Origin of the sequence: Caulobacter sp. CCG-8 (genome assembly GCF_037402475.1) — a bacterium.
Taxonomy (GTDB): Bacteria; Pseudomonadota; Alphaproteobacteria; order Caulobacterales; family Caulobacteraceae; genus Caulobacter.
This window is the reverse complement of the sequence record NZ_JBBEUD010000019.1, coordinates 69,864-95,826: the sequence shown is the minus strand read 5'-3', so window position 1 is coordinate 95,826 and position 25,963 is coordinate 69,864. Positions and strand designations below refer to the sequence as shown.

Annotated in this window: 24 protein-coding genes; 8 read left to right on the top strand and 16 right to left on the bottom strand. The window is 68.7% G+C overall.

Annotation, left to right across the window (positions count from 1 at the left end; genetic code table 11):
• Positions 1–24: 24 nt before the first annotated feature.
• The 3 genes from WAE60_RS18210 (at position 25) to WAE60_RS18200 (ending at position 2,654) form a co-directional block, all read left to right on the top strand.
• The gene (locus WAE60_RS18210; protein ID WP_029906977.1) at positions 25–369 is read left to right on the top strand and encodes a hypothetical protein; all 345 of its coding nucleotides are present in this window, start codon (positions 25–27) and stop codon (positions 367–369) included.
• Positions 370–653: 284 nt separating this feature from the next.
• Positions 654–1,475 carry a flagellin gene (locus WAE60_RS18205; RefSeq protein ID WP_337687777.1) on the top strand — a complete coding sequence of 274 codons (822 nt, stop codon included), beginning with the start codon at positions 654–656 and terminating at the stop codon, positions 1,473–1,475.
• A 357-nt stretch (positions 1,476–1,832) separates the two neighbouring features.
• Positions 1,833–2,654 carry a flagellin gene (locus tag WAE60_RS18200; RefSeq protein WP_337687776.1) on the top strand — a complete coding sequence of 274 codons (822 nt, stop codon included), beginning with the start codon at positions 1,833–1,835 and terminating at the stop codon, positions 2,652–2,654.
• Between the two features lie 79 nt (positions 2,655–2,733).
• Here the strand turns inward: WAE60_RS18200 and WAE60_RS18195 are convergent, their stop codons facing one another.
• From WAE60_RS18195 to WAE60_RS18165, 7 genes are all read right to left on the bottom strand, one after another.
• The gene (locus tag WAE60_RS18195) at positions 2,734–3,237 is read right to left on the bottom strand and encodes a GNAT family N-acetyltransferase (protein ID WP_337687791.1); all 504 of its coding nucleotides are present in this window, start codon (positions 3,235–3,237) and stop codon (positions 2,734–2,736) included.
• Positions 3,238–3,527: 290 nt separating this feature from the next.
• Positions 3,528–3,728, bottom strand: a complete 201-nt coding sequence (locus WAE60_RS18190) for a hypothetical protein (protein WP_029907285.1) — start codon at positions 3,726–3,728, stop codon at positions 3,528–3,530.
• 112 nt (positions 3,729–3,840) lie between these two features.
• Positions 3,841–4,227, bottom strand: coding sequence for a Rieske (2Fe-2S) protein (locus WAE60_RS18185; RefSeq protein WP_029907286.1), 387 nt, complete (start codon positions 4,225–4,227; stop codon positions 3,841–3,843).
• Positions 4,224–5,231 (bottom strand): fumarylacetoacetate hydrolase family protein, encoded by a 1,008-nt coding sequence (locus tag WAE60_RS18180; RefSeq protein ID WP_029907287.1) that lies wholly within the window; start codon positions 5,229–5,231, stop codon positions 4,224–4,226. Before WAE60_RS18180 ends, WAE60_RS18185 begins: the two co-directional genes overlap by 4 nt.
• Before the next feature lie 26 nt (positions 5,232–5,257).
• Positions 5,258–6,541 (bottom strand): homogentisate 1,2-dioxygenase, encoded by a 1,284-nt coding sequence (gene hmgA / locus WAE60_RS18175; protein ID WP_337687775.1) that lies wholly within the window; start codon positions 6,539–6,541, stop codon positions 5,258–5,260.
• A 169-nt stretch (positions 6,542–6,710) separates the two neighbouring features.
• On the bottom strand, positions 6,711–7,772 hold the full coding sequence (gene hppD / locus WAE60_RS18170; protein WP_337687774.1) for a 4-hydroxyphenylpyruvate dioxygenase: 1,062 nt from the start codon (positions 7,770–7,772) through the stop codon (positions 6,711–6,713).
• Between the two features lie 18 nt (positions 7,773–7,790).
• On the bottom strand, positions 7,791–8,912 hold the full coding sequence (locus WAE60_RS18165; protein ID WP_337687773.1) for an aminotransferase class I/II-fold pyridoxal phosphate-dependent enzyme: 1,122 nt from the start codon (positions 8,910–8,912) through the stop codon (positions 7,791–7,793).
• Positions 8,913–9,201: 289 nt separating this feature from the next.
• On the opposite strand from WAE60_RS18165, the gene WAE60_RS18160 reads away from it, so the two are divergent.
• Positions 9,202–11,319: an alkaline phosphatase family protein gene (locus WAE60_RS18160; protein ID WP_337687772.1), complete on the top strand. Its 2,118-nt coding sequence runs from the start codon at positions 9,202–9,204 to the stop codon at positions 11,317–11,319.
• Between the two features lie 12 nt (positions 11,320–11,331).
• On the opposite strand, the gene WAE60_RS18155 is transcribed toward WAE60_RS18160, so the two are convergent.
• From WAE60_RS18155 to murC, 8 genes are all read right to left on the bottom strand, one after another.
• A complete protein-coding gene (locus WAE60_RS18155) occupies positions 11,332–11,802 on the bottom strand; it encodes an Lrp/AsnC family transcriptional regulator (RefSeq protein WP_029907292.1) in 471 nt (156 codons plus the stop codon).
• 223 nt (positions 11,803–12,025) lie between these two features.
• Positions 12,026–13,576: a cell division protein FtsZ gene (gene ftsZ / locus WAE60_RS18150; protein ID WP_337687771.1), complete on the bottom strand. Its 1,551-nt coding sequence runs from the start codon at positions 13,574–13,576 to the stop codon at positions 12,026–12,028.
• A 490-nt stretch (positions 13,577–14,066) separates the two neighbouring features.
• Entirely contained in the window at positions 14,067–15,392 is a 1,326-nt protein-coding gene (gene ftsA / locus WAE60_RS18145; RefSeq protein WP_337687770.1) for a cell division protein FtsA, read from the bottom strand.
• 31 nt (positions 15,393–15,423) lie between these two features.
• Positions 15,424–16,335, bottom strand: a complete 912-nt coding sequence (locus WAE60_RS18140) for a cell division protein FtsQ/DivIB (protein WP_029907295.1) — start codon at positions 16,333–16,335, stop codon at positions 15,424–15,426.
• On the bottom strand, positions 16,304–17,260 hold the full coding sequence (locus tag WAE60_RS18135; RefSeq protein ID WP_337687769.1) for a D-alanine--D-alanine ligase: 957 nt from the start codon (positions 17,258–17,260) through the stop codon (positions 16,304–16,306). Before WAE60_RS18135 ends, WAE60_RS18140 begins: the two co-directional genes overlap by 32 nt.
• A gap of 139 nt (positions 17,261–17,399) precedes the next feature.
• Positions 17,400–18,809, bottom strand: a complete 1,410-nt coding sequence (locus WAE60_RS18130) for a M20/M25/M40 family metallo-hydrolase (RefSeq protein ID WP_337687768.1) — start codon at positions 18,807–18,809, stop codon at positions 17,400–17,402.
• 184 nt (positions 18,810–18,993) lie between these two features.
• Positions 18,994–19,902: a UDP-N-acetylmuramate dehydrogenase gene (murB, locus tag WAE60_RS18125; protein WP_337687767.1), complete on the bottom strand. Its 909-nt coding sequence runs from the start codon at positions 19,900–19,902 to the stop codon at positions 18,994–18,996.
• A gap of 11 nt (positions 19,903–19,913) precedes the next feature.
• Entirely contained in the window at positions 19,914–21,332 is a 1,419-nt protein-coding gene (gene murC, locus WAE60_RS18120) for a UDP-N-acetylmuramate--L-alanine ligase (protein WP_337687766.1), read from the bottom strand.
• An 81-nt stretch (positions 21,333–21,413) separates the two neighbouring features.
• Between murC and WAE60_RS18115 the strand changes: the two genes are divergently transcribed.
• The 4 genes from WAE60_RS18115 to WAE60_RS18100 all read left to right on the top strand — a co-directional run bounded on the left by WAE60_RS18115 (position 21,414) and on the right by WAE60_RS18100 (position 24,837).
• Positions 21,414–21,881 (top strand): hypothetical protein, encoded by a 468-nt coding sequence (locus tag WAE60_RS18115; protein WP_337687765.1) that lies wholly within the window; start codon positions 21,414–21,416, stop codon positions 21,879–21,881.
• A gap of 117 nt (positions 21,882–21,998) precedes the next feature.
• The gene (locus WAE60_RS18110; protein ID WP_337687764.1) at positions 21,999–23,627 is read left to right on the top strand and encodes a hypothetical protein; all 1,629 of its coding nucleotides are present in this window, start codon (positions 21,999–22,001) and stop codon (positions 23,625–23,627) included.
• A 107-nt stretch (positions 23,628–23,734) separates the two neighbouring features.
• Entirely contained in the window at positions 23,735–24,328 is a 594-nt protein-coding gene (locus WAE60_RS18105; protein ID WP_337687763.1) for a DUF1579 domain-containing protein, read from the top strand.
• A 62-nt stretch (positions 24,329–24,390) separates the two neighbouring features.
• The gene (locus WAE60_RS18100) at positions 24,391–24,837 is read left to right on the top strand and encodes a nuclear transport factor 2 family protein (RefSeq protein ID WP_337687762.1); all 447 of its coding nucleotides are present in this window, start codon (positions 24,391–24,393) and stop codon (positions 24,835–24,837) included.
• Positions 24,838–24,840: 3 nt separating this feature from the next.
• Here WAE60_RS18100 and murG read toward each other — a convergent pair whose 3' ends face one another.
• Positions 24,841–25,926, bottom strand: coding sequence for an undecaprenyldiphospho-muramoylpentapeptide beta-N-acetylglucosaminyltransferase (gene murG / locus WAE60_RS18095; protein WP_337687761.1), 1,086 nt, complete (start codon positions 25,924–25,926; stop codon positions 24,841–24,843).
• Positions 25,927–25,963 lie beyond the last annotated feature (37 nt).

The following is a 25,963-nucleotide window of genomic DNA, read 5'->3' as shown; positions in this document are numbered from 1 at the left end:
ACGCCTCTTCAGGAGCCCGCCCCCATGACCCGCCTCCTCGCTCAAGACTGGCATGTCGCCCCCGTCAGCGCCGCCATGATCTCGGCCGTGCTCGACTTCGCCGATGTCCATCGCGACCTGGGCGGCGGACGCACCCTGATGCGGCTGAGCCCCGAGCGGGTGCTGAAGGCCGACATCATCCTGCTGCTGGGCCGCGACGCCGGGCGCGCCGCCGACATCGGCCTGGTGTGGAACGACCGCGAGGACCAGATCGTCCGGATCATCGACGACGCGGCCCTGCGCGCCTCGCGGCAGGCGGCCTGGGAAGAGGCCTTCGATCTTTTCGACGCCGACGACCGCGACGTGGCGCCGCAGCGGCTGTGCGCCTGACGCGCAATCTCCGGACGTTTGGTCGCGGGCCGCTCCGACGACCGGGACGGCGCTCTAGCGACCCGCGCCCAGTATTTATAGGTGTTCAGCCAATACTGCGTCAAAACGCCACATAAACCCAACGTAGACAACTCGACGCAGCATAAATTGCCTACCTATAAAAGTTGGCCGCGAACAATATTCCGAGTTCATCCATTTTAAACCGCCCGACGACACCCTGGTTGCGAGCAAAATGCTCTCGGTAGTCAAAATGACGCCGACAACCTTGAATAGGAACTAGTCGGATGCCGCTGAATAGCGTCAACACGAACTCGGGCGCGATGATCGCCCTGCAAAACCTGAACAGCACCAATTCGGAGCTGCAGGTCACGCAACAACGCATCAATACCGGCAAGAAGATCAGCACCGCCAAGGACAACGGCGCGATCTGGGCGACCGCCAAGGTCCAGTCGTCGACCGCCAGCTCGCTGAACGCCGTGAAGGACTCGCTGCAACGCGGCCAGTCGACCATCGACGTGGCCCTGGCCGCCGGCGACACCATCACCGACCTGCTGGGCAAGATGAAGGAAAAGGCCCTGGCCGCTTCCGACACCTCGCTGAACACCGCCTCGTTCAACGCCCTGAAGTCGGACTTCGAAAGCCTGCGCGACCAGATCACCAAGGCTGTCACCAACGCCAAGTTCAACGGCGTGTCGATCGCCGACGGCTCGACCACCAAGCTGGCCTTCCTGGCCAACTCGGACGGCTCGCAGTTCACGGTCCAGTCCAAGACCCTGTCGCTGAAGGGCATCGGCATGACCACGACGTCGACCTTCACGTCGGCCTCCGCGGCCAAGACGATGATCGACACGGTCACGACCGCCATGGGCACCGCCACCAACAAGCTGGCGTCGCTGGGCACCAGCTCGACCGGCCTGGACACCCACCTGACCTTCGTCGGCAAGCTGCAAGACAGCCTCGACGCCGGCGTGGGCAACCTGGTCGACGCCGACCTGGCCAAGGAAAGCGCCAAGCTGCAGTCGCTGCAGACCAAGCAGCAGTTGGGCGTCCAGGCGCTGTCGATCGCCAACCAGTCGACGCAGTCGGTGCTCAGCCTGTTCCGCTAAGCGGTACGGACTTCGAGTTCAGCATCTTGAGGGCGGGTCTTCGGACCCGCCCTTTTCTTATGCCCTCGCCCGACAAGACTCGGCCACCCACGGCCCGCCGCCTACCAGATGTTGTATTTCCAGGAACAGTCGGCGGGCCGACAGAGTCAACGATAATTAATGTTCGTAAACGGGATTCACGATCAAAAGAATTCGATTCAATGCCGAATCGAAATGACTAACGAGGCATTATCCAAGTCCTGAAATTAGCTGCGACACTTTTACAATATCGAAAGCACGACCGTGGACACTGGCGATGAGCAAAATGCTCCCGACCGTCAAAATGACGTCGGACACCTTGAATGGGAAATCGCCGAAATGGCTCTGAACAGCATCAATACGAACTCGGGCGCGATGATCGCCCTGCAAAACCTGAACGCCACCAACAGCGAACTTCAGGTCACGCAACAACGCATCAACACCGGCAAGAAGGTCGGTAACGCCAAGGACAACGGCGCGATCTGGGCCATGGCGAAGGGCCAATCGTCCACCGCCAGCTCGCTGAACGCCGTGAAGGACTCGCTGCAACGCGGCCAGTCGACCATCGACGTGGCCCTGGCCGCCGGCGACACGGTCACCGACCTGCTGGGCAAGATGAAGGAAAAGGCCCTGGCCGCTTCCGACACCTCGCTGAACACCGCCTCGTTCAACGCCCTGAAGTCGGACTTCGAAAGCCTGCGCGACCAGATCACCAAGGCTGTCACCAACGCCAAGTTCAACGGCGTGTCGATCGCCGACGGCTCGACCACCAAGCTGGCCTTCCTGGCCAACTCGGACGGCTCGCAGTTCACGGTCCAGTCCAAGACCCTGTCGCTGAAGGGTATCGGCATGACCACGACGTCGACCTTCACGACCGCCGCCGCCGCCAAGACCATGATCGACACCGTCGGCAAGGCCATCGGCACCGCCACCAACAAGCTGGCTTCGCTGGGCACCAGCTCGACCGGCCTGGACACCCACCTGACCTTCGTCGGCAAGCTGCAGGACAGCCTCGACGCCGGTGTGGGCAACCTGGTCGACGCCGACCTGGCCAAGGAAAGCGCCAAGCTGCAGTCGCTGCAAACCAAGCAGCAGCTGGGCATCCAGGCGCTCTCGATCGCCAACCAGTCGACCGGCTCGATCCTCAGCCTGTTCCGTTAATCGGACCAAGCCCGAGTTTAGTAGCGTCAGTAGCTTAGGAAGGGCGGGTCCTCGGACCCGCCCTTTTCTATTGGCCCTTTTATTGGAACGGGGCCTGTAGAGCCTTGCCCATCCGCACCAGCGGCACCTCGACCCCGCTGGACGTCGGCGCCGAGAACCGTTCGATCTGGTGATAGCCGCACGCCCGGTACAGCGGCTCGCCGGCCATGGTCCCGGCCAGTTCGCAGCGCGTGAACCCCTCCCCCGCCGCCGCGGCCTCGCAGGCGTCCAGGATCAGCCGCCCCACGCCTTTCCGCACATGGTCGGGGTGGGTGTACATCGCCCGCACCCGGGCCGGGTCGCGGGCGGGGTCCAGCAGGGCGGCGTCGCGGCCGGCCGAGTGGTCGCCGCCGAACAGCGTCGCCCGCCGGCTCCAGCCGCCGCAGCCGGCCAGCGCGCCCCCTTCTCCAACGGAAAAGTCCTCGACCACGAAATAGGTGCCGTCGGTGATCAGCTGGCTGTCCAGCCCCATGATGTCGAACGAGGCCGCCACCTCGTCGGGTCCGAGGAAGGGCTTGAGCAGCTCGCCGATCGAGGCGTTCATCAGGTCGCGCAGGGCGGGCAGGTCCTCGGGGACGGCGAGGCGAAGGGTCAAACTCAACAGGACGGCTCCTTCTGGATCCCTCCCAACTTGGCGAGGCGACCGGCCGTCGCCAAGGCCGCCGGCCCAAGGAAACCAAGGTTTTCAGCGTCGCCGGGAAAAATTCCATGACAACGTTGTCACAGGAGGAACATTGCGTTATAGAGGTCTCAGCCCTTCTGGGCGTTTCCTCCTATGCGACTTCCGGCCGTCTTCTTCTCCTGTAGAAGGCGGCCTTTCTTTTGCGCGGAGCCTTAGGCTCGCCGCCCGATACGGGCGAACGCGCCCACCGCCTCCGCCGCGAACATGCCGCTGCGCCAGGCGCTCTCGCGATCGGGCGCGCCGCCCTGGGCCGTGATCCGCGCGTCGAAATCCATCACCTGCCAGGTCCATTCGTCGTTGCCGGCGTGGATCACCACGGCGTAGTCGCGCACCTGGATCTGGTCGAAAGGCATCGGTCGGGCTCCTGCTCTGCCCGGACAGGTCTAGGGCCGCGAGGTCGCGCGATCGTGGCCGAGGGTTCCAGGGGGCGGGAAAAGGCCGTGCAGTTTCCGTGCAGCCCGGCCGTCAAGCCGTGACGATCCGCCCGTCCTCGACCCGCACGGGCCACGGCGACAGGCGCGCCCCGACGCAGGGCCCGCCGACGCAGGCCCCGGTGTCGGGCTCGAACAGGGCCCCGTGCCACGAGCAGGCGATCAGCGCACCGTCCTCGGTCAGGTAGCGGTCCAGCACCTGGGCCAGCGGCAGGCCGGCGTGGGGGCAGCGGTCGACATAGCCGAACGCCTCCCCGCCCCGGCGCACCACGAAGCCGTGGAAGCGCTTGTCGCCGATCTGCAGCACGTAGTTCCGCGCCCCGGGATCGGCGATCAGGTCCAGCGGACCCAGCCTCACGCCCGCGGGCGTCGTCCAGACCCGCCCGACAGTCGTCGCTTCCGGCGCGACCTCCTGGCTCAAATGCGCTCGACCGTCTGCTCGATGGCGCCGAAGATCGAGTGCCCCTTGGCGTCGCGCATCTCGATGCGGATCGTGTCGTCGCCCAGCAGGAACGGCGTCTTGGGATGGCCGGTCTGGATCGTCTCGACCGTGCGCACCTCGGCCAGACACGAATAACCAAGGCCGCCCTCGGCCACCGGCTTGCCCGGACCGCCGTCGGCGTCGCGGTTGCTCACCGTGCCCGAGCCGACGATCGTGCCGGCGGTCAGGGCGCGGGTCTTGGCGGCGTGGGCCACCAGGGTTCCGAAATCGAAGGTCATGTCGACGCCCGCGTCGGCCTTGCCGAAGTCCTTGCCGTTCAGGGTGACCAGCAGCGCGCCGTGCAGCTTGCCGTCCTTCCAGGCGTCGCCCAGCTGGGCCGGCGTCACGGCCACGGGCGAGAAGGCGCTGGCCGGCTTGGACTGGACGAAGCCGAAGCCCTTGGCCAGTTCGGCCGGGATCAGAGCGCGCAGGGAGACGTCGTTGCACAGCATGACCAGCTGGATGGCGTCCAGGGCCTCCTCGCGGGTCGCGCCCAGCGGCACGTCGCCGACGATCACGGCGATCTCGCCCTCCAGGTCGCAGCCCCAGGCGGAGTTGGCCAGCGGGATGGTGTCGCGCGGGCCCAGGAAGCCGTCCGAGGCGCCCTGGTACATCAGCGGATCGGTCCAGAAGCTCTCGGGCATCTCGGCGCCCCGCGCCTGCCGCACCAGCTGGACGTGGTTCACATAGGCCGAGCCGTCGACCCACTGGTAGGCGCGCGGCAGCGGACTCGCGGCGTCGTGCTCGTGGAAGCGTTCCAGCGGCACGCCGCCGTCCTCGACGCTCTTGGCCAGGGCTTCGAGCATCGGACCGCAGCGTTCCCAGTCGTCCAGGGCCGCCTGCAGGGTCGGGGCGATCGTTCCGGCGTCGGTGAACCAGGCCAGGTCGTTGGAGACCACCACCAGCCGGCCGTCGCGGCCGCCCTTCAGAGACGCGAGCTTCATGGGCGCTTCCTCTTGCTGTCGTTGTTCTAGGGCAGCCGGGCCTTGGGGAAGCCCGTCCAGCACGCGTCATAGTCGGCCTGAAGCGCGGAAGTCTCCAGAGCGTATTTCGTGGGGCGGATCACCCAGCGGCTTTCGAACATGAAGGCCATGGTCCCGTCGATCTTGTGCGGCTTGAGCTCGGCTTCGGTCGCGCCCTTATGGCTGGCCACGTCGGGGCCGTGGTCGCTCATGGCGTTGTGCAGGCTGGCGCCGCCCGGCGAGAAGCCGCCGGCCTTGGCGTCGTAGGCGCCGGTGACCAGCCCCATGAACTCGCTCATCACGTTGCGGTGGAACCACGGCGGACGGAAGGTGTGCTCGGCCACCATCCAGCGCGGCGGGAAGATCACGAAGTCCACATTGGCCGTGCCCGGGACCTCGCTGGGCGCGGTCAGCACCGTGAAGATCGACGGGTCGGGATGGTCGAAGCTGACCGTGTTGATCGTGTTGAACCGGGCCAGCTCGTACTTGTAAGGCGCGAGATTGCCGTGCCAGGCCGCCACGTCCAGCGGGCTGTGATCCCAGGTGGCCTTCCACAGTCCGCCCTGGAACTTCTGGATCACCTCGGTGGGGTTGTCGATGTCCTCGAAGGCGGCGACGGGGCTGAGGAAGTCGCGGCTGTTGGCCAGGCCGTTCGATCCGATCGGCCCCAGTTCCGGCAGGCGGAAGGCCGCGCCGTAGCTTTCGCAGACATAGCCGCGCACCGGGCCGGCGATCTCGACGCGGAAGCGCACCCCGCGCGGGATCACCACGATCTCGCCGGGCGCGACGTCCAGCCGGCCGAACTCGGTGACCAGGTGAAGGTCGCCCTGCTGGGGCACGATCAGCAGCTCGCCGTCGGCGTTCTGGAACACCCGGTCGATCATCGAACGGTTGGCCAGGTAGAGGTGGGCGGCCATGCCGGCCTGGGTCGCCACGTCGCCGTTGCCGCCGATCGTCACCAGGCCGTCGACGAAGTCGGTCGGCTCGGCGGGGACCTCCATCGGGTCCCAGCGCAGGCGGTTGGGCGTGGGCGCGGCGGCGTCGAACGGGCCGCTCTTCAGGCGATCCTGCGCGTAGGGCGCATAGGGCCCATGCCCGGCGCTGGGCCGCAGGCGGTACAGCCACGACCGGCGGTTCTCGTGGCGCGGGGCGGTGAAGGCCGTGCCCGACAGCTGCTCGGCATAGAGCCCGAACGGCGGCGTCTGCGGCGAGTTCTGGCCCACCGGCAGGGCGCCGGGGACGGCCTCGCTGCTGAAGTGGTTGCCGAAGCCGGATTGGTAGTGGAGGTCCATGAGCGTTTCCGTGACCCTCTGGCCATCATTTATCGTTGTCATCCCGGAAGCCTCGCAGAGGCTGTCCGGGACCCAGGGGAACCGCACCGCGTCAGCCCAGTCCCCTGGGTCCCGGCTCTACGCTACGCTTCGGCCGGGATGACACGGAAGGGGAATTCGGAGAAAGCCCTCAGGCCTCGACCGTGATCACGCCGCGGCGGATCTGGTCCAGCTCGATGCTCTCGAACAGGGCCTGGAAGTTGCCGTTGCCGAAGCCCTGGTTGCCCTTGCGCTGGATGATCTCGAAGAAGATCGGGCCGAACAGGTTCTCGGTGAAGATCTGCAGCAGCAGGCCTTCCTCGCCGACATTGCCGTCCAGCAGGATGCGGTTCTTCTTCAGGCGCTCGGTGTCCTCGCCGTGGCCGGGCACGCGCTTGTCGACCAGCTCGTAATAGGTCTCGATCGTGTCCTGCAGCTTCACGCCGCGCGCCCGCAGGCGCTCCACCGTGTCGTAGATGTCCTCGGTGGTCAGGGCCAGGTGCTGGATGCCCTCGCCGTTGTACTGGCGGATGAACTCCTCGATCTGGCTCTGGTCGTCCTGGCTCTCGTTCAGCGGGATGCGGATGGCCTTGTCGGGGGCGATCATCGCCTGGCTGAACAGGCCCGTGGCCTGGCCCTTGATGTCGAAGTACTTCTGCTCCTCGAAGCCGAAGACGTCGCGATAGAAGGTCGACCAGGTGCGCATCTGGCCCCGGCGGACGTTGTGGGTCAGGTGGTCCAGCAGGTCCAGGCCGACATTGTTGGCCGCTTCCGCCTCGGCCGCGCCGGCGACCGGGGTCCAGGTCGAGAAGACCGCGTCGGGACCGGCCACCAGGTACAGCATCGAGCCGCCGATGCCTTCCAGCACCCGCGCGCCCTCGCCCAGCACGGTCGGGCCGGCGTCGGCCGCCACGGCGCCGCGCTTCAGGGCCGCGGCGTAGGCCTGCTCGACGTCGGCGACGGTGAAGGCCATGCCGTTGGCCGAGGGGCCGTGGGCGGCGCGGAACTCGGCGACCTGGCCGGTGGGCTCGTCATTGACCAGCAGGTTGATGCGGCCCTGCTTGTAGCGGGTCACGGCCTTGGTCGGATGGGTCGAGGCGGCGACGAAGCCCAGTTGCTCGAACAGCGCCTTCATGGCGGCCGGCTCGGGGCTGGTGAACTCCACGAAGGCGAAGCCGTCGAGGCCCAGGGGGTTTTCGGGGGAGATGCTCATGGACGTGGCTCCGAAGGATCAGAGAGCGAGAGCGGCCGGCAGGGCGGCGATCAGGCGGTCGTTGTCGGCGGGGCGGCCGATGGTGATCCGCACCCAGCCGCCAGGGACGGGCGTGGGACGGACGATAAGCCCTTCCCGCAACAAACGCGCGGCGGTGGCTTCGGCGCCCGCCGGGCTGCGCAGGAAGACGAAGTTGGCGGCGCTCTGGGTGCGCTCCACGCCCATGGCGTCCAGCACGGCCTCGACCCGGCCGCGCTCGGCGATCGTGAGCGCCACGGTCCGTTCCAGGTGTTCCTGGTCGTCCCAGGCGGCCAGGGCGGCGGCCTGGCTGATGGCGGTGACGTTGAAGGGCGGGCGGATGCGGTCCAGATAGCCCGTCAGCTCGGCCGACGAGCAGATCCCATAGCCCACCCGCATCCCGGCCAGGCCGTAGGCCTTGGAGAAGGTGCGGCCCGACACCCAGGTCCCGCCCCAGGCCTTCAGCAGCTCCAGGGTGTCGAAGGCCTCGTGGTATTCGCGATAGGCCTCGTCGACGAAGACGACGGTCGAGCGCGGCGTGACGGCCAGGATCTCGGCCATCTCGACGCCGGTCATGGCGTTGCCGGTCGGGTTGTTGGGCGTGCACAGCACCAGCAGCTTGGGGCCCTTGGCGGCCTCGACCTTGAAGGCCTCGACGTCGAGGTCGAAGTTCGCCAGGCGCGGGACGTCGATGAAGACCGCCTCGGCGCAGCCGCCGAAGATCGCGTAGGCCGGGAAGGTCGGCGAGCTGAGCAGGACGCTGTCGCCCGGGTGCAGCACGGCGCGGAACAGGTAGTCGATCAGGGCTTCCGAGCCCGGGGTCATGACGATCCGCGCCGGATCGACCGCCAGCCGCTCGCCGATCGCGGCGCGCAGGGTCTCGCAATAGGGGTCGGGATAGATCTCGGGGCTGGCCAGGGCGGCCTGCACGGCGTCGGCGACCTTGGGGCTGCAGCCCAGCAGGTTCTCGTTGCTGGCCAGCTTGGACAGGTCCGCGCGGCCGGCCAGGCGACCGGCCTCGGCCAGGGTCATGCCGGCCTTGTAGGCGCTGACGCCTTCCAGCGCCGGACGCACGGGCGAGACCACGGCGGGCGACAGGGACTTTTGATCGACAACCAGCATGCCGCGCTCCTCCGGACAGAACCGGGGCAAGTTAACGCGACGGGCCGGTCAGAGCGTGGCGATCATGGCCAACATACAGATAAATAATGTCACTATATGCCAACGATTATCCACTTCGGGTCATGTTGAGACATGCCCCAGTTGCGACGCGACAGCCGTCCACGCGACACGGCTTGACTCGCGCGACGGCCTCGGACCAAATCGCGTTATACTAGAAAAATCCCGTTACTAAATCCATGAGGGCATGATGCGCGCCGCGGGACGCCCGTCGCAGAGTCACGAGGAAAGCATGTCGACGCCAACCATCGACCATGTGGTCGTGCTGATGCTGGAGAACCGTTCCTTCGACAGCCTTTTGGGCTGGCTCTACCAGACCGGCGCGCCGTCCCAGGTCCTGCCGGCGGGCTCCAGCCCCACCTTCGACGGCCTGCAGACGGTCGACCTGGGCGCCTTCACCAACACCGCCTCCAATCCCGCGATCTCTAGCCCGCCGATCCAGGGCGCGCAGGGCTTCACCGTCCCCACGATCGACCCCGGCGAAGAGCTCGAGCACGTCAATCTGCAGTTCTTCAACACCGAGACGTTCCCGCCGGTCACCGAAGCCAACATGCTGGGCTACCTGCAGGACTTCGTGAACGTGATGACGGCGCTGGGCATCGACGCCGGCGACATCCCCGGCCTCGCGCCCGAGGTGATGCAGAGCTACACGCCCCAGCAGTTGCCGGTGCTGAACCAGCTGGCCCAGGCCTATGCGGTCAGCGACGCCTGGTACGCCTCGGTCCCGTCCCAGACCAATCCCAACCGCGCCTTCCTGATGTGCGGCACCTCGCTGGGCCTGGTCAACAACGGCCAGTTGGAGGACCCGAACTCGCCGGCCGCGACGATCGAGTCGATGCTGGGCATGTCCATCGGCGACGACCGCTTCGACGCGCCGACCATCTTCAACGCCGTGGACGCCGCCGGCCGGGGCTGGAACGTGTTCTGGCAGGCGCCGTACCTGCCCGAGAAAATCTCGACCCTGCTGGAATACGGCAAGGCGCTGGCCACGGTGCTGGCCGTGGTCGACCCGCCGGTCGGGGTCGCGCTGCTGGCCACCTGGACGGCCCTGCAGCCCTATATCAGCTACATGCAGTCGCTGACCAACGGCCAGCTGGAGTCCTGCTACACGTGGCGGCTGTTCCCCCAGATCCAGAACCTGAAGGACGCCAGCAGCAAGTTCCAGTCGCTGGACCAGTTCCACAAGCTGGCCCAGGCCGGGAACCTGCCGGCGTTCAGCTATATCGAGCCCTACTGGTCGATCTCGCAGACCACCATGGCCAGCCAGTCGTCCCTGCCCAAGGCGCTGATCACGGCCCTGGGCAACGACTACCACCCGCCCAGCAACCTGCTGGTGGGCGAACAGTTCGTGAAGGAGGTCTACACCAGCCTCATCTCGCACCAGGACGCCTGGCAGAAGACCCTGCTGCTGATCACCTTCGACGAGTTCGTGGGCACGTTCGACCACCAGACCGCGGGCCTGGCGCAGGGGCTGGTGCAGCCGCCCTGGGGCTCGGGCACGCCGCCGGCCCTGGCCACCCAGAACAACTTCAACTTCGACCGGCTGGGCGGCCGCGTGCCGACCATCGTGGTCTCGCCCTACATCCAGGCGGGCACGGTGTTCCGCTCGCCCACCGATACGCCCTACGACCACACCTCCATGATCGCCACGGCGCTGAAGCTGCTGGGCGGCTCGAGCCAGCTGTCGGACTTCGGGGCCCGGGCCGAGGCGGCGCCGACCTTCGAGACCGTGATGACCCTGAGCCAGCCGCGCACCGACGCGGCGAACCTGGACTTCATGGACAAGACCCGGAAGAACGGCGACGGCGTGAAGTACGGCGACAGCTTCCTGCTCAAGAACCAGAACGGCCACCACCTGACGGCCTTCCAGGCCGCGGTGAAGGCGGCGATCCCGGGCCTGCCCAGCGGGGCCATGGGCATGTGCGTCGACATCGGCCTGGCCGCCCTGTTCCCCACCCTGGGAGAGGGCACGCCCTCGCCCCTGAGCTTCGTGACGCCGGCGTCCAACGTCTCGGGCCACGTGCCCGACCAGGCCCAGGTCTACCTGATCTCACGGGAATCCGGGCTGTGGGCGGCCAACGCCCTGGGGGCGTGGAGCGACTCCCACGACTGCTACTACTACACGCCCTATTTCGACGGGGACTACCTGCCCTACCAGACCTGGACCATCCACAACAAAAGCCGGCCGGGCCAGTCGATCAGCTACGGCGACCAGGTGATCCTGATGAACAACCAGTTCCAGCAGGGCCTGAGCCGCGACACCCGGCCGTTCGAGGGCAGCTGGATCAGCACCAGTTCCAGCCCCGACTACTGGACCGTCGAACCCGCGCCGGTGACCCCGCCCAGCTAGGGCGGGGCGCGCCTATTCCAGATAGTCCAGCGGCAGGGCCGTCGCGTCCTTGATCGTCTCCAGCACGAAGGACGACCGGATGTCCTTGACCGCCGGCATCTTCAGCAGGCGCTTCATCGTGAACTCGGCGTAGGCGTCCAGGTTCGGCGCGACCACGCGCAGCAGGTAGTCGTAGCCGCCGGTCATGGCGTGGCAGCCCACTACCATCGGCTCGCGCCGCACGGCCTCGGCGAAAGCCTCGGCGGCGGTCTCGCTGTGGCGGTCGACCTGGACCTCGACATAGGCCAGGAGGTCCAGCCTGGCCTTGCGCCGGTCCAGCAGGGCGACATAGCCGCTGATCAGGCCCGAGGCCTCCAGCTGCTTGACCCGGCGCAGGCAGGGGCTGGGCGACAGGCCGACCCGCTCGGCCAGCTCCACGTTCGTGATCGAACTGTCCTGCTGGAGGATCTCCAGGATCTTCCGATCGGCGCGGGTGAGGTTCATCGTGACCTGGATTGAAGCTGGATTGGCAGGTTGTGACCCATAGCAGATGCTCCCCCTCCGGGGGAGCTGTCGCGAGGGGCTTTCCCGGTCTGCGGCCTTCCCCCTCCGTCGGCTTCGCCGACACCTCCCCCGGAGGGGGAGGATCCAAAGCAAAACCCCCGGAGCTTTCGCCCCGGGGGTCTCGGTTACGCTTACTGGTACGCTACTAAACTTATCGAGCTTTTCAGTTGGCCAGGCGACGCAGGAACGACGGGATCTCCAGATCCTCGCCTTCGTCCGTGGTCGGCTGCTCCAGCGGCTGCAGCTGCGGGCGGGCCGAACCCCGTTGCGGCTGCTGCTGGGCCGGTTGCTGCTCGTAGCGCTGCTGGCGACCGCCGCCGAACAGGCTCATCCAGCCGCCCGACTTCTGGGCCCGGCGGTCTTCGTAGGTTTCGCTGTACAGCGGCTCTTCCTCGACCTCGGCGGTGTCGGCGACCAGCGGGTCGACGATGCGGGTCACGCGCGGCGCCGGGGCGGTCACGCGGGGCTCTTCCATCACCGGCTCTTCGAAGTGCAGGTCTTCCTGGGCTTCGACGATCGGAGCGGGTTCTTCATAGGTCGGTTCCGGCGCGTACGAGGCGACCGGGGCCGGAGCCGCGGCGGGACGCTCGATCGGGCGCGGCTCGTAGCGCATGCCCGGGCGGCCGGTCTCGGCCACGGTCGGAGCGGGCGCCGGAGCGGCCTGCGGCGCCGCCGGACGGGTCTCGGCGATCAGCGGCTGGGCCGTGGTGTTGCGCGCGACGGGCTTGGGCTCGATCTGGGCGATCGAGGCGCCGTCCATGCCGGTGGCGACCACCGACACGCGGATCACGCCGTCCAGCGACGGATCGAAGGCGGCGCCGAAGATGATGTTGGCTTCCGGATCGACCTGGTCCGAGATCGCGTTGGCGGCCTCGTCGACTTCCAGCAGGGTCATGTCCATGCCGCCGGTCACGTTGACCAGCACGGCCTTGGCGCCCTTCAGCGAGACTTCGTCCAGCAGCGGGTTGGCGATGGCGTTCTGGGCGGCCATCAGGGCGCGGTCTTCGCCGGTGCCCTCGCCGGTGCCCATCATCGCCTTGCCCATCTCGGTCATGACCGTGCGGACGTCGGCGAAGTCGAGGTTGATCAGGCCCGGCAGGACCATCAGGTCGGTGATCGAGCGGACGCCCGAGTGCAGCACCTGGTCGGCCATGCCGAAGGCTTCGGCGAAGGTCGTGCGCTCGTTGGCGACGCGGAACAGGTTCTGGTTCGGAATGACGATCAGGGTGTCGACATAGCGCTGCAGCTCACCGATGCCGGCGTCGGCCAGACGCATGCGGTGACGACCTTCGAAGTGGAAGGGCTTGGTGACGACGCCGACGGTCAGGATGCCGCGCTCGCGGGCGCACTTGGCGATGATCGGGGCCGCGCCGGTGCCGGTGCCGCCGCCCATGCCGGCGGTGATGAACACCATGTGCGCGCCGTCCAGGTGCTCGCCGATCTCGGGGAAGCTCTCCTCGGCGGCGCTCATGCCCACTTCGGGGTGCGCGCCGGCGCCGAGGCCCTGGGTGACTTGCACGCCCAGTTGGATGCGACGGTCGGTCTTGGCGAACTGGAGCTGCTGCGCGTCGGTGTTGGCCACCACGAACTCAACACCCTCGAGGCCGGCCTCGATCATGTTGTTGACAGCATTGCCACCGGCCCCACCGACGCCGAACACCACGATACGCGGCTTCAGTTCAGTGGTACGCGGCGCGGAAAGAGAAATAGCCATGGGACCCTCGCGTCCTAAACGCCGAATTCGTCAACTACCGAGCGGATCAACCGCCGGGAGTCATCTCGACGATCGGGTTAACAGAACAACCACCAACCTTAATCGGTGGTTAACTCCATAAAGTGAGTCGGCCCGGGGTCGATCCCAAAGCGCCTCTAAAAATCCAGTTATCCAAAGGAATCACGAGGGATTCCTTGGGTTCCCGAAGGTAGCCAAAACCCCCGTGCGGCGGAACGCCGCTGACCGAAAAAGCCTTGGAAAACCCCGTTTTCAGAGCGTCGAAAACTAGGCTGTCAGGTGTTTCCGACACTTAGATCGTAAACGAACAGGCTTAAGTTCTGTTAAGACTTGGCCGTTGCTCTTGGCCAGCTTCACCAAGACGAAAAAATTTCGTGTCACGCGCGATTTCGAGGTCGCGCCCCGACGGGGCGACTCAGCCAAGCTTCTAGTCAAGCTCGGAAGATGTGGGACGAAGTCCCACGATGTTCGATCAGAGATTGTCGCGCAGCCACGCCGCGGCTCGGGCGACCGGGCTGGCGTTGGGGTCCAGCGGACGCTTGCGGATCGCCGCCCCGGCCAGGGCCTTGGGCGAGACGACCTCGCGCGGACCGAAGGCCGTGCGGTGCAGGACGCCGGCGGCGGCGCAGAAGGCCGGACCGGAGGCGGCGTCGGCCAGGTGCGGCACCCGGCGCGGACGACCCAGGCGGACGGGGCGGTCGAAGACGCGCACGGCCACTTCGCGCACGCCGGCCAGCTGGCTGGCGCCGCCAGTCAGGACGATGCCCGCGCCCGGCTCGACCGGCGCGCCCGAGGCCTTCAGGCGCTCGCGCAGCAGCTCCAGCGTCTCCTCGACGCGAGGCTGGATGATGCCCTTCAGCAGGCTGCGGGGCGCGATCACCGGGCCCGCGCCCGGATCGTCGCCGCGCGGCGGAGCCTCGATCATCTCGCGGTCCTCGTTGGCCGAGGCGATGGCGCTGCCGTGCAGGGTCTTGATGCGCTCGGCTCCGGCGACCGAGGTCTGCAGGCCGCGGGCGATGTCCTGCGTGACGTGCCCGCCGCCGACGGCCAGGCTGTCGACGTGGCACAGGGCGCCGTTGTTGAACACGGCCACCGAGGTCGAGCCGCCGCCCATGTCGATGCAGACCGCGCCCAGGTCCATCTCGTCCTCTTCCAGGGCCGCCAGGGCCGAGGCGAAGGGCGCGGCGACCACGCCCTCGAAGCTGAGGTGGGCGCGTTCCACGCAGTGGGCCAGGGTGTGGAAGATGTTCTCGTTGACCGAGACGACCAGCAGCTCCAGCCCCAGGGCGCGGCCGAACATGGCGCGCGGGTCGCGGATGCCGCGCTGGCCGTCCACCGACCAGGCGATCGGCAGCAGGTGGATCGGCTTGCGGCCGGGAATGCGGACCTGGGCCAGGGCCGAGGCGATGGCGCGCGACAGGTCGCCGTCGCCGATCGGACGGGCGCCCAGCGACACCTGGGTATGGACGCGGTGGCTGGCCAGCTGGCCGCCGGCCGTGCAGACCGAAACGCCCTGGACGTTGACGCCGGCCACGGTCTCGGCCCGCTCGACGGCCTGGGCGATGGCCTGGGCCGCCTCGTCCAGATTGACGATCGCCCCGCCGCGCACACCGCGCGACTGCACGTAGCCGACGCCGGCCGTGGTCAGGGTGCGGTTGTCGCGATGGATCCCGTCGGCCTTCATGATGAAGCAGGTGACCTTGGACGCGCCCAGGTCGACGGCCGCGACCGCGGGCTGACGCACGAGCGTCGCCTTCAAGCCTTCCCTGGCTTGTTTCCGGTCATCCAGTCGCGACATCGCTACAGTCACCTCACACACAAGTTCATGATCAGGCCCCGCCGGCCACGGGCTGCCCGGGCAGCACCGCGTCGCGAGGCCTCACGGCCACCATTTCGGGATCGCGCAGATCGATGCGCGCGAAACCGAGATCGAGGATTCGTTGTCGTTGATCGAGCTGATCCAATTGAATCAGCGCGGACTCTTCGTCAATGGCCGGAAGCTGGATCAGCGAACCATCTTTCAAGCGCAGGTCCCAACGACGGTCGTCGACCCGCACCAGGGCCTCCAGACGGTCGCGCAGGCGCGGCCGCGCGTTGACGGCCGGCAGGATGGCGCCGGCGGCCTGGTCGGCGCCCTGCCCCACCACCAGCGGCAGCTGCGGGAAGCGCGCGGCGTCGGCCTCGCGGATGATCCGGCCCTCGCCGTCGATCACGCGCATCGCGCCGGAGTGCTGCCACACGGCCAGGGCCGGGCGCTCCTCGACGGAGATGAACACGGTGTCGGGCAGCAGGCGCACGACCTTGGCGGACTTGACCCAGCCCACGCCCTCGACCCGCGCGCGCAGGTCGTTGAGGTCGAGACCCAGGGTCGGCTGGTCCTGGTAGAGCGCCGTGGCGTTCAGGATGTCGGCCTTCGCCATCGGCGAGGCGCCCTCGATGTGCACGGTCTTCAGCTTGAAGCCCAGGTCGGCGAACTCGCCGTCGACGCCGCGCCCCAGGGCCTCGCCCAGGTGCTGCAGGCGATGGCCGGTGGCCAGGGTGGCGATCACGGCGACGGCCAGGGCGCCGCCGGCCACGGTCAGGGCCAGGCGCGGCGAGACGCCCACGCCTCCACGCGCGGCTTGCAGCTTGCCGGCCGGCGGCGCGGCGTTGCGCGCGGCCGGGCGGGCCTTCGGACTTGCGGGCGCTTCGGCCCGGGGGCGCGTTGGCTTACGCGATCCCCCCCGCACTGACGCGGGCATAAGCGTCCTCCACGATCCAGAACACTAAACGATCAAACGAAACGCCGGTGTGGTCCGCCTGCTCGGGGACGAGCGAAGTGGGTGTCATGCCAGGCTGCGTATTGACCTCTAAAAGGACCAGAAGGTCGTTAATGTCGTCATAACGGAAGTCGCATCGGGTCACACCTCGGCAACCAAGACTTGTATGGCCAAGCTCGGCCATGCGCATGGCCCGATCCCTTACGGCGCTGGGAATCGGGGCTGGAAGCAGGTGGATCGAACCGCCTTCGGCGTACTTGGCCTCGTAGTCATAGAAACCTGTGGACGAGCGGATTTCGGTTACCGCCAGGGCCCTGGGACCATTTGACTCACCCACCACGGCGACCGCCAGCTCCAGACCCGGAACGAAGGGCTCGACCATCACCCGCTCCCCGAACGCCCAGTCGGGCGCGTCCAATTCGCGCGGCGGTCCGTTGGCTCCTTCGCGGACGATGAACACCCCCACCGACGAGCCCTCGGCGTTGGGCTTCACCACGTAGGGCGGCGGCATCACATGGTCGCGCGCGACATCGTGGCGGTCGTACAGGCCGCCGCCAGGGACGGGAATGCCCGCCGCCGCCAGCACGGCCTTGGACTTGGCCTTGTCCATGGCCAGGGCCGAGGCCAGGACGCCGGAGTGGGTGTAGGCCAGGCCCAGGGTCTCGAGCACGCCCTGGACGCAGCCGTCCTCGCCCCAGCGGCCGTGCAGGGCGTTGAAGACGACGTAGGGCTTGAGGCGGGCGAGGACCTCGGCGACATCGGGCCCCGGATCCACGCGACTGACCCGCGCGCCCAGGCGCTCCAGGGCGTCGGCGCAGAGCGCGCCGGTGGTCAGGCTGACCTCACGCTCGGCGGAGGGGCCGCCCAGAAGGACGGCGATGTGATGGTCTGTAAGGGGCTGGGTCATGCGTCCTGGCTAGCGAGGACGCGTCGAGACCTGAGGGAGCGGCTTCGGAAGTTCGGTGCAGGGTTTGGGGACACGCCGCGAGGGCATGTCCCCGGCCCGCGATCGGGGACACGCCCTTGCGGCGCGTCCCCACGTCTCGCTAGTGCCCCGCCGGAGCGGCCGGGGCGGCCGTCTTCAGCGCCCGGAAGTCGATGTCGCTGTCGGCCACCAGGTAGATGAAGCTGGCCCAGGCGGCGACGTTCTGCGCCAGTTCGTCCGGACGGACCTTGTTGAGGGTGTCGTCCATCGTGTGGTGGTAGTCGAAGTAGCGGCTGGCGTCCTGCTCCAGCTCGATCGACGGCACGCCGGCTTCTTCCAGTCCCTCGATGTCCGAACCGCCATGGGCCGACGGGTCGCGATTCACATAGATCTTGAGCGGAGCCAGCACGTTGCCGGCGACCGTGGCGATGGCGTGCTTCTGGGCGCCGGCGGGCAGCTTGAGCGAGTAGATGCGGTCGGCGCCGGTGTCGCTTTCGCCCGCCAGCACGATCTTGGGCAGCTCGTCCTTGTGGGCCGCCACATAGGCTTCCGACGAGCCGCCGCTCTCTTCCGAGCCGAACATCACCACGCGGATGGTGCGCTTGGGATGCTTGGGCAGGTCGCCGATCAGCTTGGCGGCGGCCGTGGTGATGGCCACGCCGGTGGCGTCGTCCAGGGCGCCGGTGCCGACGTCCCAGCTGTCCAGGTGGCCGCCGATGACGATGACTTCGTCAGGCTTTTCCGAGCCCTTGATCTCGCCCGAGATGTTCCAGGCCACGTCGGCCGGATCGACGGTCGAGGCCAGCTTCAGCTTGATGCGCAGCGGGCCCTTGGCGGCCAGGCGTTCCAGCTGCTCGGCCTCCGGCACGCCCATGGCGGCCGAGGGGATCGAGGCGACGCCGTCGCCGAAGGCGGTGACGCCGGTGTGCGGCACGGTGGAGTCCGAGGTCGAGACCGAGCGGATCAGCAGGGCGACGGCCCCGCGCTTGGCGGCCTCGACCGGACCGGCGCGGCGCGAGATGCCGGCCACGCCGTAGCCGGCGCCGTCCTGGGCGCGGACCATCGGCTGGGTGATCACCACGATCTTGCCCTTCAGCGAGCCCTCGGGCGCGGCGATCATCTCGGCGTAGGTCTTGAACAGCGCGACCTCGGCCTCGATGCCCTCAGGGCCGGTCGGCACGGTGCGGCCCAGGCCGACGATGTTCAGCTTCATCGGATAGGGAGCGACCAGTTCGGCGCTTTCCTCGCCGCGCGTCCACGACGGCTTGGCGAATTCCTCGACCTTGACGTTGGTGAAGCCCAGGGCCTTCAGCTTGGCCACACCCCAGTCCTTGGCCCGGGCCATGGCCGGCGAGCCGACGATGCGCGGGCCGATGTTGGTGGTCAGGTCCTCGGTGACGTTCCAGGCCGTGCGGTCCAGCAGGGCCTTGTCGCGCAGGGCCTCGGCGGTCTTGACGTCCTGGGCGTGGGCGGCGCCGGCCATCAGGGCGGTCGCGGCGGCGGCGGTCAGCAGAGTGCGGAACAGGCGCATGAAATCTCCCTCGATTTGGGGGTTTCATAGCACCGCTATTGCCAGCGGATAGGCAACAACCGGATGAACTATCGGTAACCTTTGGGACTGAGACGGGGACATGCACTTGGGCGTGTCCCCAGCCGCATCACGGGCGCCGAGCCGGACTTGGGGACACGCGCAAGCGCATGTCTCCGGCCGCGCCTCAGCCCGCCCGCCCGATCCGCTTGATCTCCCAGTCCAGCTGGACGCCGGTCTTGGCCAGGACGTCGGCGCGGACGGTGTCGCCCAGGCCTTCCAGGTCGGCGGCGGTGGCCTCGCCGGTGTTGATCAGGAAGTTGCTGTGCAGAGGGCTGAACATCGCCCCGCCGTACGGCTTGCCGCGCCAGCCGGCCTCGTCGACCAGCTTCCACGACGAGTGGCCGGGCGGGTTCTTGAAGGTCGAGCCGCCAGTCTTCTCGCGGATCGGCTGGGTGGTCTCGCGGCGCGCGGTGATCTCGGCCATGCGGGCCTGGACCGCCGCCGGGTCGTCGGGCGTTCCCTGGAACACCGCCTGGACCCAGAACATGCTGTTGGCCGGCACCTCGGTGTGGCGATAGGTGAAGCCGAAGTCCTCGTTGTTCCAGACCCGCATCTCGCCGGTGCGGTCGTAGCCCCAGGCGCTGACCAGGATGTCCTTGGTCTCGCGGCCGTAGCAGCCGGCGTTCATGGTCAGGGCGCCGCCGACGGTGCCGGGGATGCCGACGAAGAACTCCAGCCCCGCCAGGCCGGCCTTGGCCGCCGCCCGGGCGACCTGGGCGTCCAGCGCCGCCGGCCCGGCGATGATCAGGTTCTCCTCGGCGTCGACGATCACCTCGCCGAACGCCCGGCCGGCGCAGCGGATGACCACGCCCTCGACGCCGCCGTCACGGATGATGACGTTGGAGCCGACGCCAAGCGCCTGGACCGGAACCTCCTCCGGCAGCGCCATGAGGAAGTCGCGCAGGTCGTCCGGATCGGCCGGCAGGAACAGCACCTCGGCCGGCCCGCCGACGCGGAACCAGGTGAACGGGCCCAGGGGCTCGTCGAACAGCAGCTTGCCGCGAACGGCGGGGAGCGACGCCTTCCAGCTCACTTCGCCCCCCTTCACTTGGACAGCGCTTCCAGCTGACCCGGCAGGGCGTAGGCCCAGCTGGTGATGTCGCCCGCGCCCAGCAGAACGACCAGGTCGCCCGCCTGGGCCTCCTGGGCGATCAGGGCCGGCAGGGCGGCGGGGCTTTCCAGCGGCAGGGCCCGGCGGTGGCCGAACTTCTTGAGGCCTTCGACCAGGTGGTCGCGGTCCACGCCCTCGATCGGCTGTTCGCCGGCCGTGTAGACGTCGGCGACGATCACCGTGTCGGCGTCGTTGAAGCAGCTGCTGAACTCGGTCATCAGGTCGCGCAGGCGGGTGAAGCGGTGCGGCTGGACCACGGCGATCACCTTGCCCGTCGAGACCGCGCGGGCGGCCTTAAGCACGGCGGCGATCTCCACCGGGTGGTGGCCGTAGTCGTCGACCACGCGGATGCCGTTGGCCACGCCCGTGGTGGTGAAGCGGCGCTTGACCCCGCCGAAGCCGGCCAGGCCGGCGCGGATGGCGTCGGCGTCGACGCCCAGCTCGCGGGCCACGGCCACGGCGGCGGTGGCGTTGAGCACGTTGTGGTGGCCGGCCATCGGCATCTTCAGCCCGTCATAGCGGACCGGCTCGCCGTCGCGCGGGGAAACCAGAATGTCGAACGTAGCGCCGTCGGGACCCATCTGGATGTTGGAGACGCGAACCTCGGCCTGCGGGTTGGCGCCGTAGGTGACCAGGCGGCGGTTCTCGATGCGCGAGGTCAGGGCCTGGACTTCCGGATGGTCGGTGCAGACCGCCGCGAAGCCGTAGAAGGGGATGTTCTCGATGAAGTCCTGGAAGCCGCGCTTCACCGCGTCGAAGTCGCCCCAGTGGTCCAGGTGCTCGGCGTCGATGTTGGTGACGATGGCCACGGTGGACTTCAGCTTCAGGAAGCTGCCGTCGCTCTCGTCGGCCTCGACCACGATCCAGTCGCCCTCGCCGACCTTGGCGTTGGTGCCGTAGGCGTTGATGATGCCGCCGTTGACCACGGTGGGGTCCAGGGCGCCGGCGTCCAGCAGGGCCGCGACCATCGAGGTGGTCGTCGTCTTGCCGTGCGTGCCGCCCACGGCGACGCTGAACTGCAGGCGCATCAGCTCGGCCAGCATCTCGGCGCGGCGCACCAGCGGCAGGCGCTTGTCGCGGCCGGCGACCATCTCGGGATTGTCGCCCTTCACCGCCGTCGAATAGACGATGGCCGAAGCGCCTTCGACATTGGCCGCGTCGTGGCCGATGAAGATGCGCGCGCCCAGCTTCTCCAGGCGCTCGGTGTTGGCGCTGGCCTTGGCGTCGCTGCCCTGCACGGTGTAGCCGATGCGGATCATGATCTCGGCGATGCCGGACATGCCGATGCCGCCGATGCCGATGAAGTGCACGGGGCCGAGTTCGAAGGGGACGGGTCGTCGACGCTGGATCATCCGGCTCGATTAGACGATTTGGCGACGGGGTGAAACGGGATGTTTGGTGCAGATCGCGTGGATTTTGGCCTTCGGGCAAGCGTGGCCGGTGCGGTCTGCGGCCTGGTCGCCCTCGCCCCGCCCGCGTTCGCCCAGGTCCCGCTCGAGCTGCGCCTGGCCGATGTGGGCCGCTTCGCCAGCTTCGTGGACATGGGCGGGATCGCCTGGACGGGGCGGACGGCCAGGCTTCGCGTGCTGCAGGTGACCGAGGACGGCTTCACCGCCGGGAGCGAGGCCTTCTGGGGCGGCTGGCGCCATGAACTGATCGACTGCGACGCCCGCACGATCGCCCACGCCGGTTTCTCCAGCGTCCGGGTCGGCGGTCGCGAGGGCCCGGTCAGCGGCGATCTGCGCCCAGCCGCGGCGATCCCCTCCGGAAGCGCAGACGACGCGGTGGCCAAGCTCGTCTGTGATGGGTGGCGGCCCTATGCGGGCGTGGCGCCGGCCGCGAACGTCGAGGAAGCCGTTAGGATCGGCCGTCCGCTGATCGCCACGGGCGCCGAGCCCTGACCGCCCGCGCGAAGCGTTACGGGCGGCCTCGCAATCTCCAGCTGAATCCTCGTTCCGCTCCCCGAAAAATCCGGCTACCCATGGCCAAGTTCCAAATCGCTTTCGGGGGAAGCGTACATGCGTCTGAAATCCTTCTTGCTGGCCGGCGTCCTGACGCTCGGCGCGGGACCGGTCATGGCAGGCGAGCCCAGCGATTGGGTGCGCTGCGACGGCCTGGCCAAGCCCGAGAACGTCGGCGTCACGCTCAGCCGGCTGGTGCCCGCGATCATGACGGCCGGTCTGATGGGCCTTCCCGAAGCCAGCCGCGAGGAACCGGCCGAACAGGGCGCCGCCGGCGTCAAGGCCTGCGACACCGTGCTGGCCGACCCGATGCTCGACCGCTACTGGGCCCGCAAGGTCAGCCTGCTGAAGGCCCGCGCCCTGCACCACATCGAGGCCGGCGACCTGGACGCGGGCCTGACCGACCTGGCGGCCACCCACGCCGCCGCCGCCGGCAATGTCGACGACGCCACCTATGCGCGGTCCCTGGGCGCGTCGACCCAGCTGTTCGAGGCCGCGACCCAGCTGAAGAAGGATCGGTTCGACGAGGCCGCCGCCCTGGCGATCAAGGCCGCCGACGCCCGGCCCTACTCGCTGGAGGTGGGGATGGCCGCCGTGCGCATCCTCGACGCCGATCCGCGCTGGTCGCCCGACGAGGACCGTGTCCTGACCCGCGTGGCGGCGCTGGAGCCCGACCTGCGCGTGGCCCGCGCCAAGTCCCGCGAATGGGGCGGTCAGCACGCCCGCGCGGCCGCAGACTGGGCGGCGATGGCCGATTCCCCGACGTCGCCGCTGGCCGGCGTGCGGCTGCCGCGCGGCATGACCCTGCCCACCATGACCGGCGATCCGGTGTTCATGGCCCGGGCCGCCCTGGCCTATGCCCGGGCCGGCGACAACGCGGCCGCCGCGCCCCTCATCGCGCGCTACAAGACCGATTTCGCCGCCCCGCCCGCCGCGGCTCCGGCGGGCGACGACGTGATGGCCAACATGGTGGCGCGGCTGCGCGCCGAGCAGGCCAAGAACGCGCAGGGCTTCATCACCGTGGCCGAGGCCTGGACCCAGGCGAACGACGGGAAGATCGACCAGGCGCGGGCCACGCTGGAGACGCTGGGCGACCGTTTGCCCGCCACGCCCGCCACCCTCGACCTGATCGAGAAGGTGAAGCGACCGACGCCGGCGGGCATGGTGTCCCTGGCCCCGTCCGCCTCGGCCCAGATGGAGGCCCTGATGAACGCCGACCGCGCCGACGCGGCCCGGCGCCTGGATCCGAAGAGCTTCGCCAAGGCCCTGCCGCCGCTGGAGCGCGCCGACCGCTCCTATTCCAAGCAGAGCGCTTGGTTCAAGCCGAACGGCTTCAAGGACAAGAAGACCGCCGACGGCAAGGGCGCCTCGATCGAGTTCTCGGGCGCGTTCTCGACCCACGCGGCGGTCGAGGAGATGATGCTGCTGCGCGCCGCCCAGCTGACGCGCGAGGCGGGCCGGACCGGCTTCGTGATCCGCAAGCGGGCCGACTACAAGCAGTACATGGTCCAGACGATGTACGGCTCGGAGATCTCGCGCTCGCCCAACGGCTTCAAGACCACGGCCGAGATCGAGTTCGTCGACGCCCCGCCCGCCGGCGCCGCCGACAGCCTGGTCTTCGACGCCGACAAGGTCTGGAACGATCTCAGCCCCATCTACACCACGCCGGCCCAGGGCAAGACCTAGGCGCGGCCGGGGCCGCGGGGGCGCTGCGTTTTTCGCAATCGCCCCCAAGTGCGGCGCGGGACGGCCGCTATCCTCGATGACGCACCTTCACCGCCCAAGAGGTCGTCATGACAGCCAGCTCCCCGTCCCAGACCCGCCGCGCCACGATCGCCGGAGGCCTGATCACCAGCTTGCTGGTCGCGGGCGGGGCCGAAGCCCGCCCCGCGGGCGACGACCCCAGCCGGGGGATCACCGGCGGCCCGGACGATTGGGCCTTCCTGGTGGGGCGCTGGAACGTCCGCCACCACCGGCTGAAGGAGCGGCTGGTCGGCAGCACCGAATGGCAGGACTTCAACGGGACCTGCGAGAACTGGCCCCTGATGGGCGGGCTGGGCAATGTCGACGACAACCTGCTGGAGCTGCCGGCCGGGACCTATCGCGGCGTCGGCGTCCGGGCGTTCGACGCCGAGACCCGCCAGTGGTCGATCTGGTGGATCGACTCCCGCATCGCCAACATCGACCCGCCGGTGCGCGGCGGCTTCAAGGACGGGACCGGGGTGTTCATCGGCAGCGACACCCACAAGGGAACGCCCGTCACGGTGCGCTTCCGCTGGTCGGAGCTGACCGGCGACACGGCCAAGTGGGACCAGGCCTTCTCCACCGACGGCGGCAAGACCTGGGAGACCAACTGGCGGATGGAGTTCACGCGCGCGAAGGGGTGAGGCCCGCGCAACTCGGCGGCGGCTGGCGCGCTTAAGGCGGCATCGACCCGGAGCGGCCCGCCATGGCGACGAAACTCTCACGCGACGAGCTGGTGGAGCGTCTGGTCAAGGCCGGCGAGGCCGAGGTCGCCGGCGCGCCGCCGGACGAGATCGCCGGCTATTTCGACACCGAGGCGTTCCGCTTCCACGGACCGGACGGCTTCGAGTGCGACTACGAGGGCCTCAACGCCTATTTCGCCGCGATCCGCGCGGCGTTCGACGACCGGACGATCCGGCGCGGGATCATCGTCGTCGAGGGAGACCTCGCGGCCTGCCAGACCTGGATCGAGGGCACGTTCGTGCGCGAATTCACGATGTCGCCCGCCGGTCCGCTGCCACCCAACGGGGCGCGCGTCACGTGGGACCTGATCAACATCTTCCGGTTCGACGATCGCGGCCGGCTGATCGAGGAGTTCGTGCGCACCGACTATCGCAGCTTCCTGCGCCAGCTGGGCGCGGAGCACCGATAGGGCCTAGCGGGCGGTCTGCTCCACCAGGTCGGCCAGCTTCTCGGCCGCGTCCGGCACGGCCACCTTGCGCGCGCCCGCGGCCATGCGGCCCAGGCGCTCGGGGTCCTTGAGCAGGGCGTTCAGGGCGCCGGCCATGGCGTCGACGGTCAGCTCGTCCTCCAGGCAGACGGCGGCCGCGCCGGCCTCCTCCAGCTGCTTGGCGTTGAAGCGCTGGTGGTCGTCGGCGGCGATCTTCAGCGGCACCAGGATCGACGGCCGGCCGGCCACGGCCAGTTCGGTGCAGGTCGAGGCGCCCGAGCGGCCGATCACCAGGTGGGCCTGGCGCAGATAGCCGGCCATGTCTCGGAAGAACGGCGCGACCTCGCAGTCGACCATGGCGTTGCGATAGGTCTTGCGGGCGCCTTCCATGCTCTCGGCGCGGGCCTGCTGGAAGACCTTCAGGCGCGAGCGCAGGTCCTCGGGCAGCTTGGCCACGGCCTCGGGGATCAGCTCGGACAGCAGGCGCGCGCCCTGGCTGCCGCCGGTGACCAGGATGCGCAGCTGCACCTCGGGCGGCAGATAGGGCACGTCGTAGAGCGCGCGGATCGGCGGGCGCACGGGATTGCCCACCACCTGGGCGCGGGCCTTCACGGCGGGCTTGGCCATCTCCAGGGTCGGGAAGGCGCAGGCCACCGCGTTGACCTTGGGGGCCAGGAAGCGGTTCACCCGGCCCAGCACCGCGTTCTGCTCGTGGATCACCGTGGGCCGCTTCTGGCCCAGGGCGCCCAGCAGGGCCGGCAGGGCGGGATAGCCGCCGAAGCCCACGACCACGGCCGGGTCCAGGCGCTTGAAGGCGGCCTTGGCCTGGTTCATGCCCTGCCAGACCACCAAGCCGGCCTTGGCCATGCCGATCGGGTCGCCGGACTTGGCGGTGGCGGCCGACAGCGCCAGGCGCTCCTCGGCGGGGAACTTGTCGGCGTACAGCGCGCCGCGCTCGTCGGTGGCCAGCACGATGCGCCAGCCGCGCACGGCCAGGGTCTCGGCCAGGGCCTGGGCGGGGAACAGGTGTCCGCCGGTGCCCCCGGCGGCGACGACAGCCAGCTTGCTCATCAGACGAAGGCTCCAATACGCGAGCGGATCATGGGCG

Coding starts and splice junctions, on each gene's coding strand:
- WAE60_RS18210 (WP_029906977.1), top strand. CDS start 25: ATGACCCGCCTCCTCGCTCAAGACTGGCATGTCGCCCCCGTCAGCGCC.
- WAE60_RS18205 (WP_337687777.1), top strand. CDS start 654: ATGCCGCTGAATAGCGTCAACACGAACTCGGGCGCGATGATCGCCCTG.
- WAE60_RS18200 (WP_337687776.1), top strand. CDS start 1,833: ATGGCTCTGAACAGCATCAATACGAACTCGGGCGCGATGATCGCCCTG.
- WAE60_RS18195 (WP_337687791.1), bottom strand. CDS start 3,237: ATGAACGCCTCGATCGGCGAGCTGCTCAAGCCCTTCCTCGGACCCGAC.
- WAE60_RS18190 (WP_029907285.1), bottom strand. CDS start 3,728: ATGCCTTTCGACCAGATCCAGGTGCGCGACTACGCCGTGGTGATCCAC.
- WAE60_RS18180 (WP_029907287.1), bottom strand. CDS start 5,231: ATGAAGCTCGCGTCTCTGAAGGGCGGCCGCGACGGCCGGCTGGTGGTG.
- hmgA (WP_337687775.1), bottom strand. CDS start 6,541: ATGGACCTCCACTACCAATCCGGCTTCGGCAACCACTTCAGCAGCGAG.
- hppD (WP_337687774.1), bottom strand. CDS start 7,772: ATGAGCATCTCCCCCGAAAACCCCCTGGGCCTCGACGGCTTCGCCTTC.
- WAE60_RS18165 (WP_337687773.1), bottom strand. CDS start 8,912: ATGCTGGTTGTCGATCAAAAGTCCCTGTCGCCCGCCGTGGTCTCGCCC.
- WAE60_RS18160 (WP_337687772.1), top strand. CDS start 9,202: ATGTCGACGCCAACCATCGACCATGTGGTCGTGCTGATGCTGGAGAAC.
- WAE60_RS18155 (WP_029907292.1), bottom strand. CDS start 11,802: ATGAACCTCACCCGCGCCGATCGGAAGATCCTGGAGATCCTCCAGCAG.
- ftsZ (WP_337687771.1), bottom strand. CDS start 13,576: ATGGCTATTTCTCTTTCCGCGCCGCGTACCACTGAACTGAAGCCGCGT.
- ftsA (WP_337687770.1), bottom strand. CDS start 15,392: ATGTCGCGACTGGATGACCGGAAACAAGCCAGGGAAGGCTTGAAGGCG.
- WAE60_RS18140 (WP_029907295.1), bottom strand. CDS start 16,335: ATGCCCGCGTCAGTGCGGGGGGGATCGCGTAAGCCAACGCGCCCCCGG.
- WAE60_RS18135 (WP_337687769.1), bottom strand. CDS start 17,260: ATGACCCAGCCCCTTACAGACCATCACATCGCCGTCCTTCTGGGCGGC.
- WAE60_RS18130 (WP_337687768.1), bottom strand. CDS start 18,809: ATGCGCCTGTTCCGCACTCTGCTGACCGCCGCCGCCGCGACCGCCCTG.
- murC (WP_337687766.1), bottom strand. CDS start 21,332: ATGATCCAGCGTCGACGACCCGTCCCCTTCGAACTCGGCCCCGTGCAC.
- WAE60_RS18110 (WP_337687764.1), top strand. CDS start 21,999: ATGCGTCTGAAATCCTTCTTGCTGGCCGGCGTCCTGACGCTCGGCGCG.
- WAE60_RS18105 (WP_337687763.1), top strand. CDS start 23,735: ATGACAGCCAGCTCCCCGTCCCAGACCCGCCGCGCCACGATCGCCGGA.
- WAE60_RS18100 (WP_337687762.1), top strand. CDS start 24,391: ATGGCGACGAAACTCTCACGCGACGAGCTGGTGGAGCGTCTGGTCAAG.
- murG (WP_337687761.1), bottom strand. CDS start 25,926: ATGAGCAAGCTGGCTGTCGTCGCCGCCGGGGGCACCGGCGGACACCTG.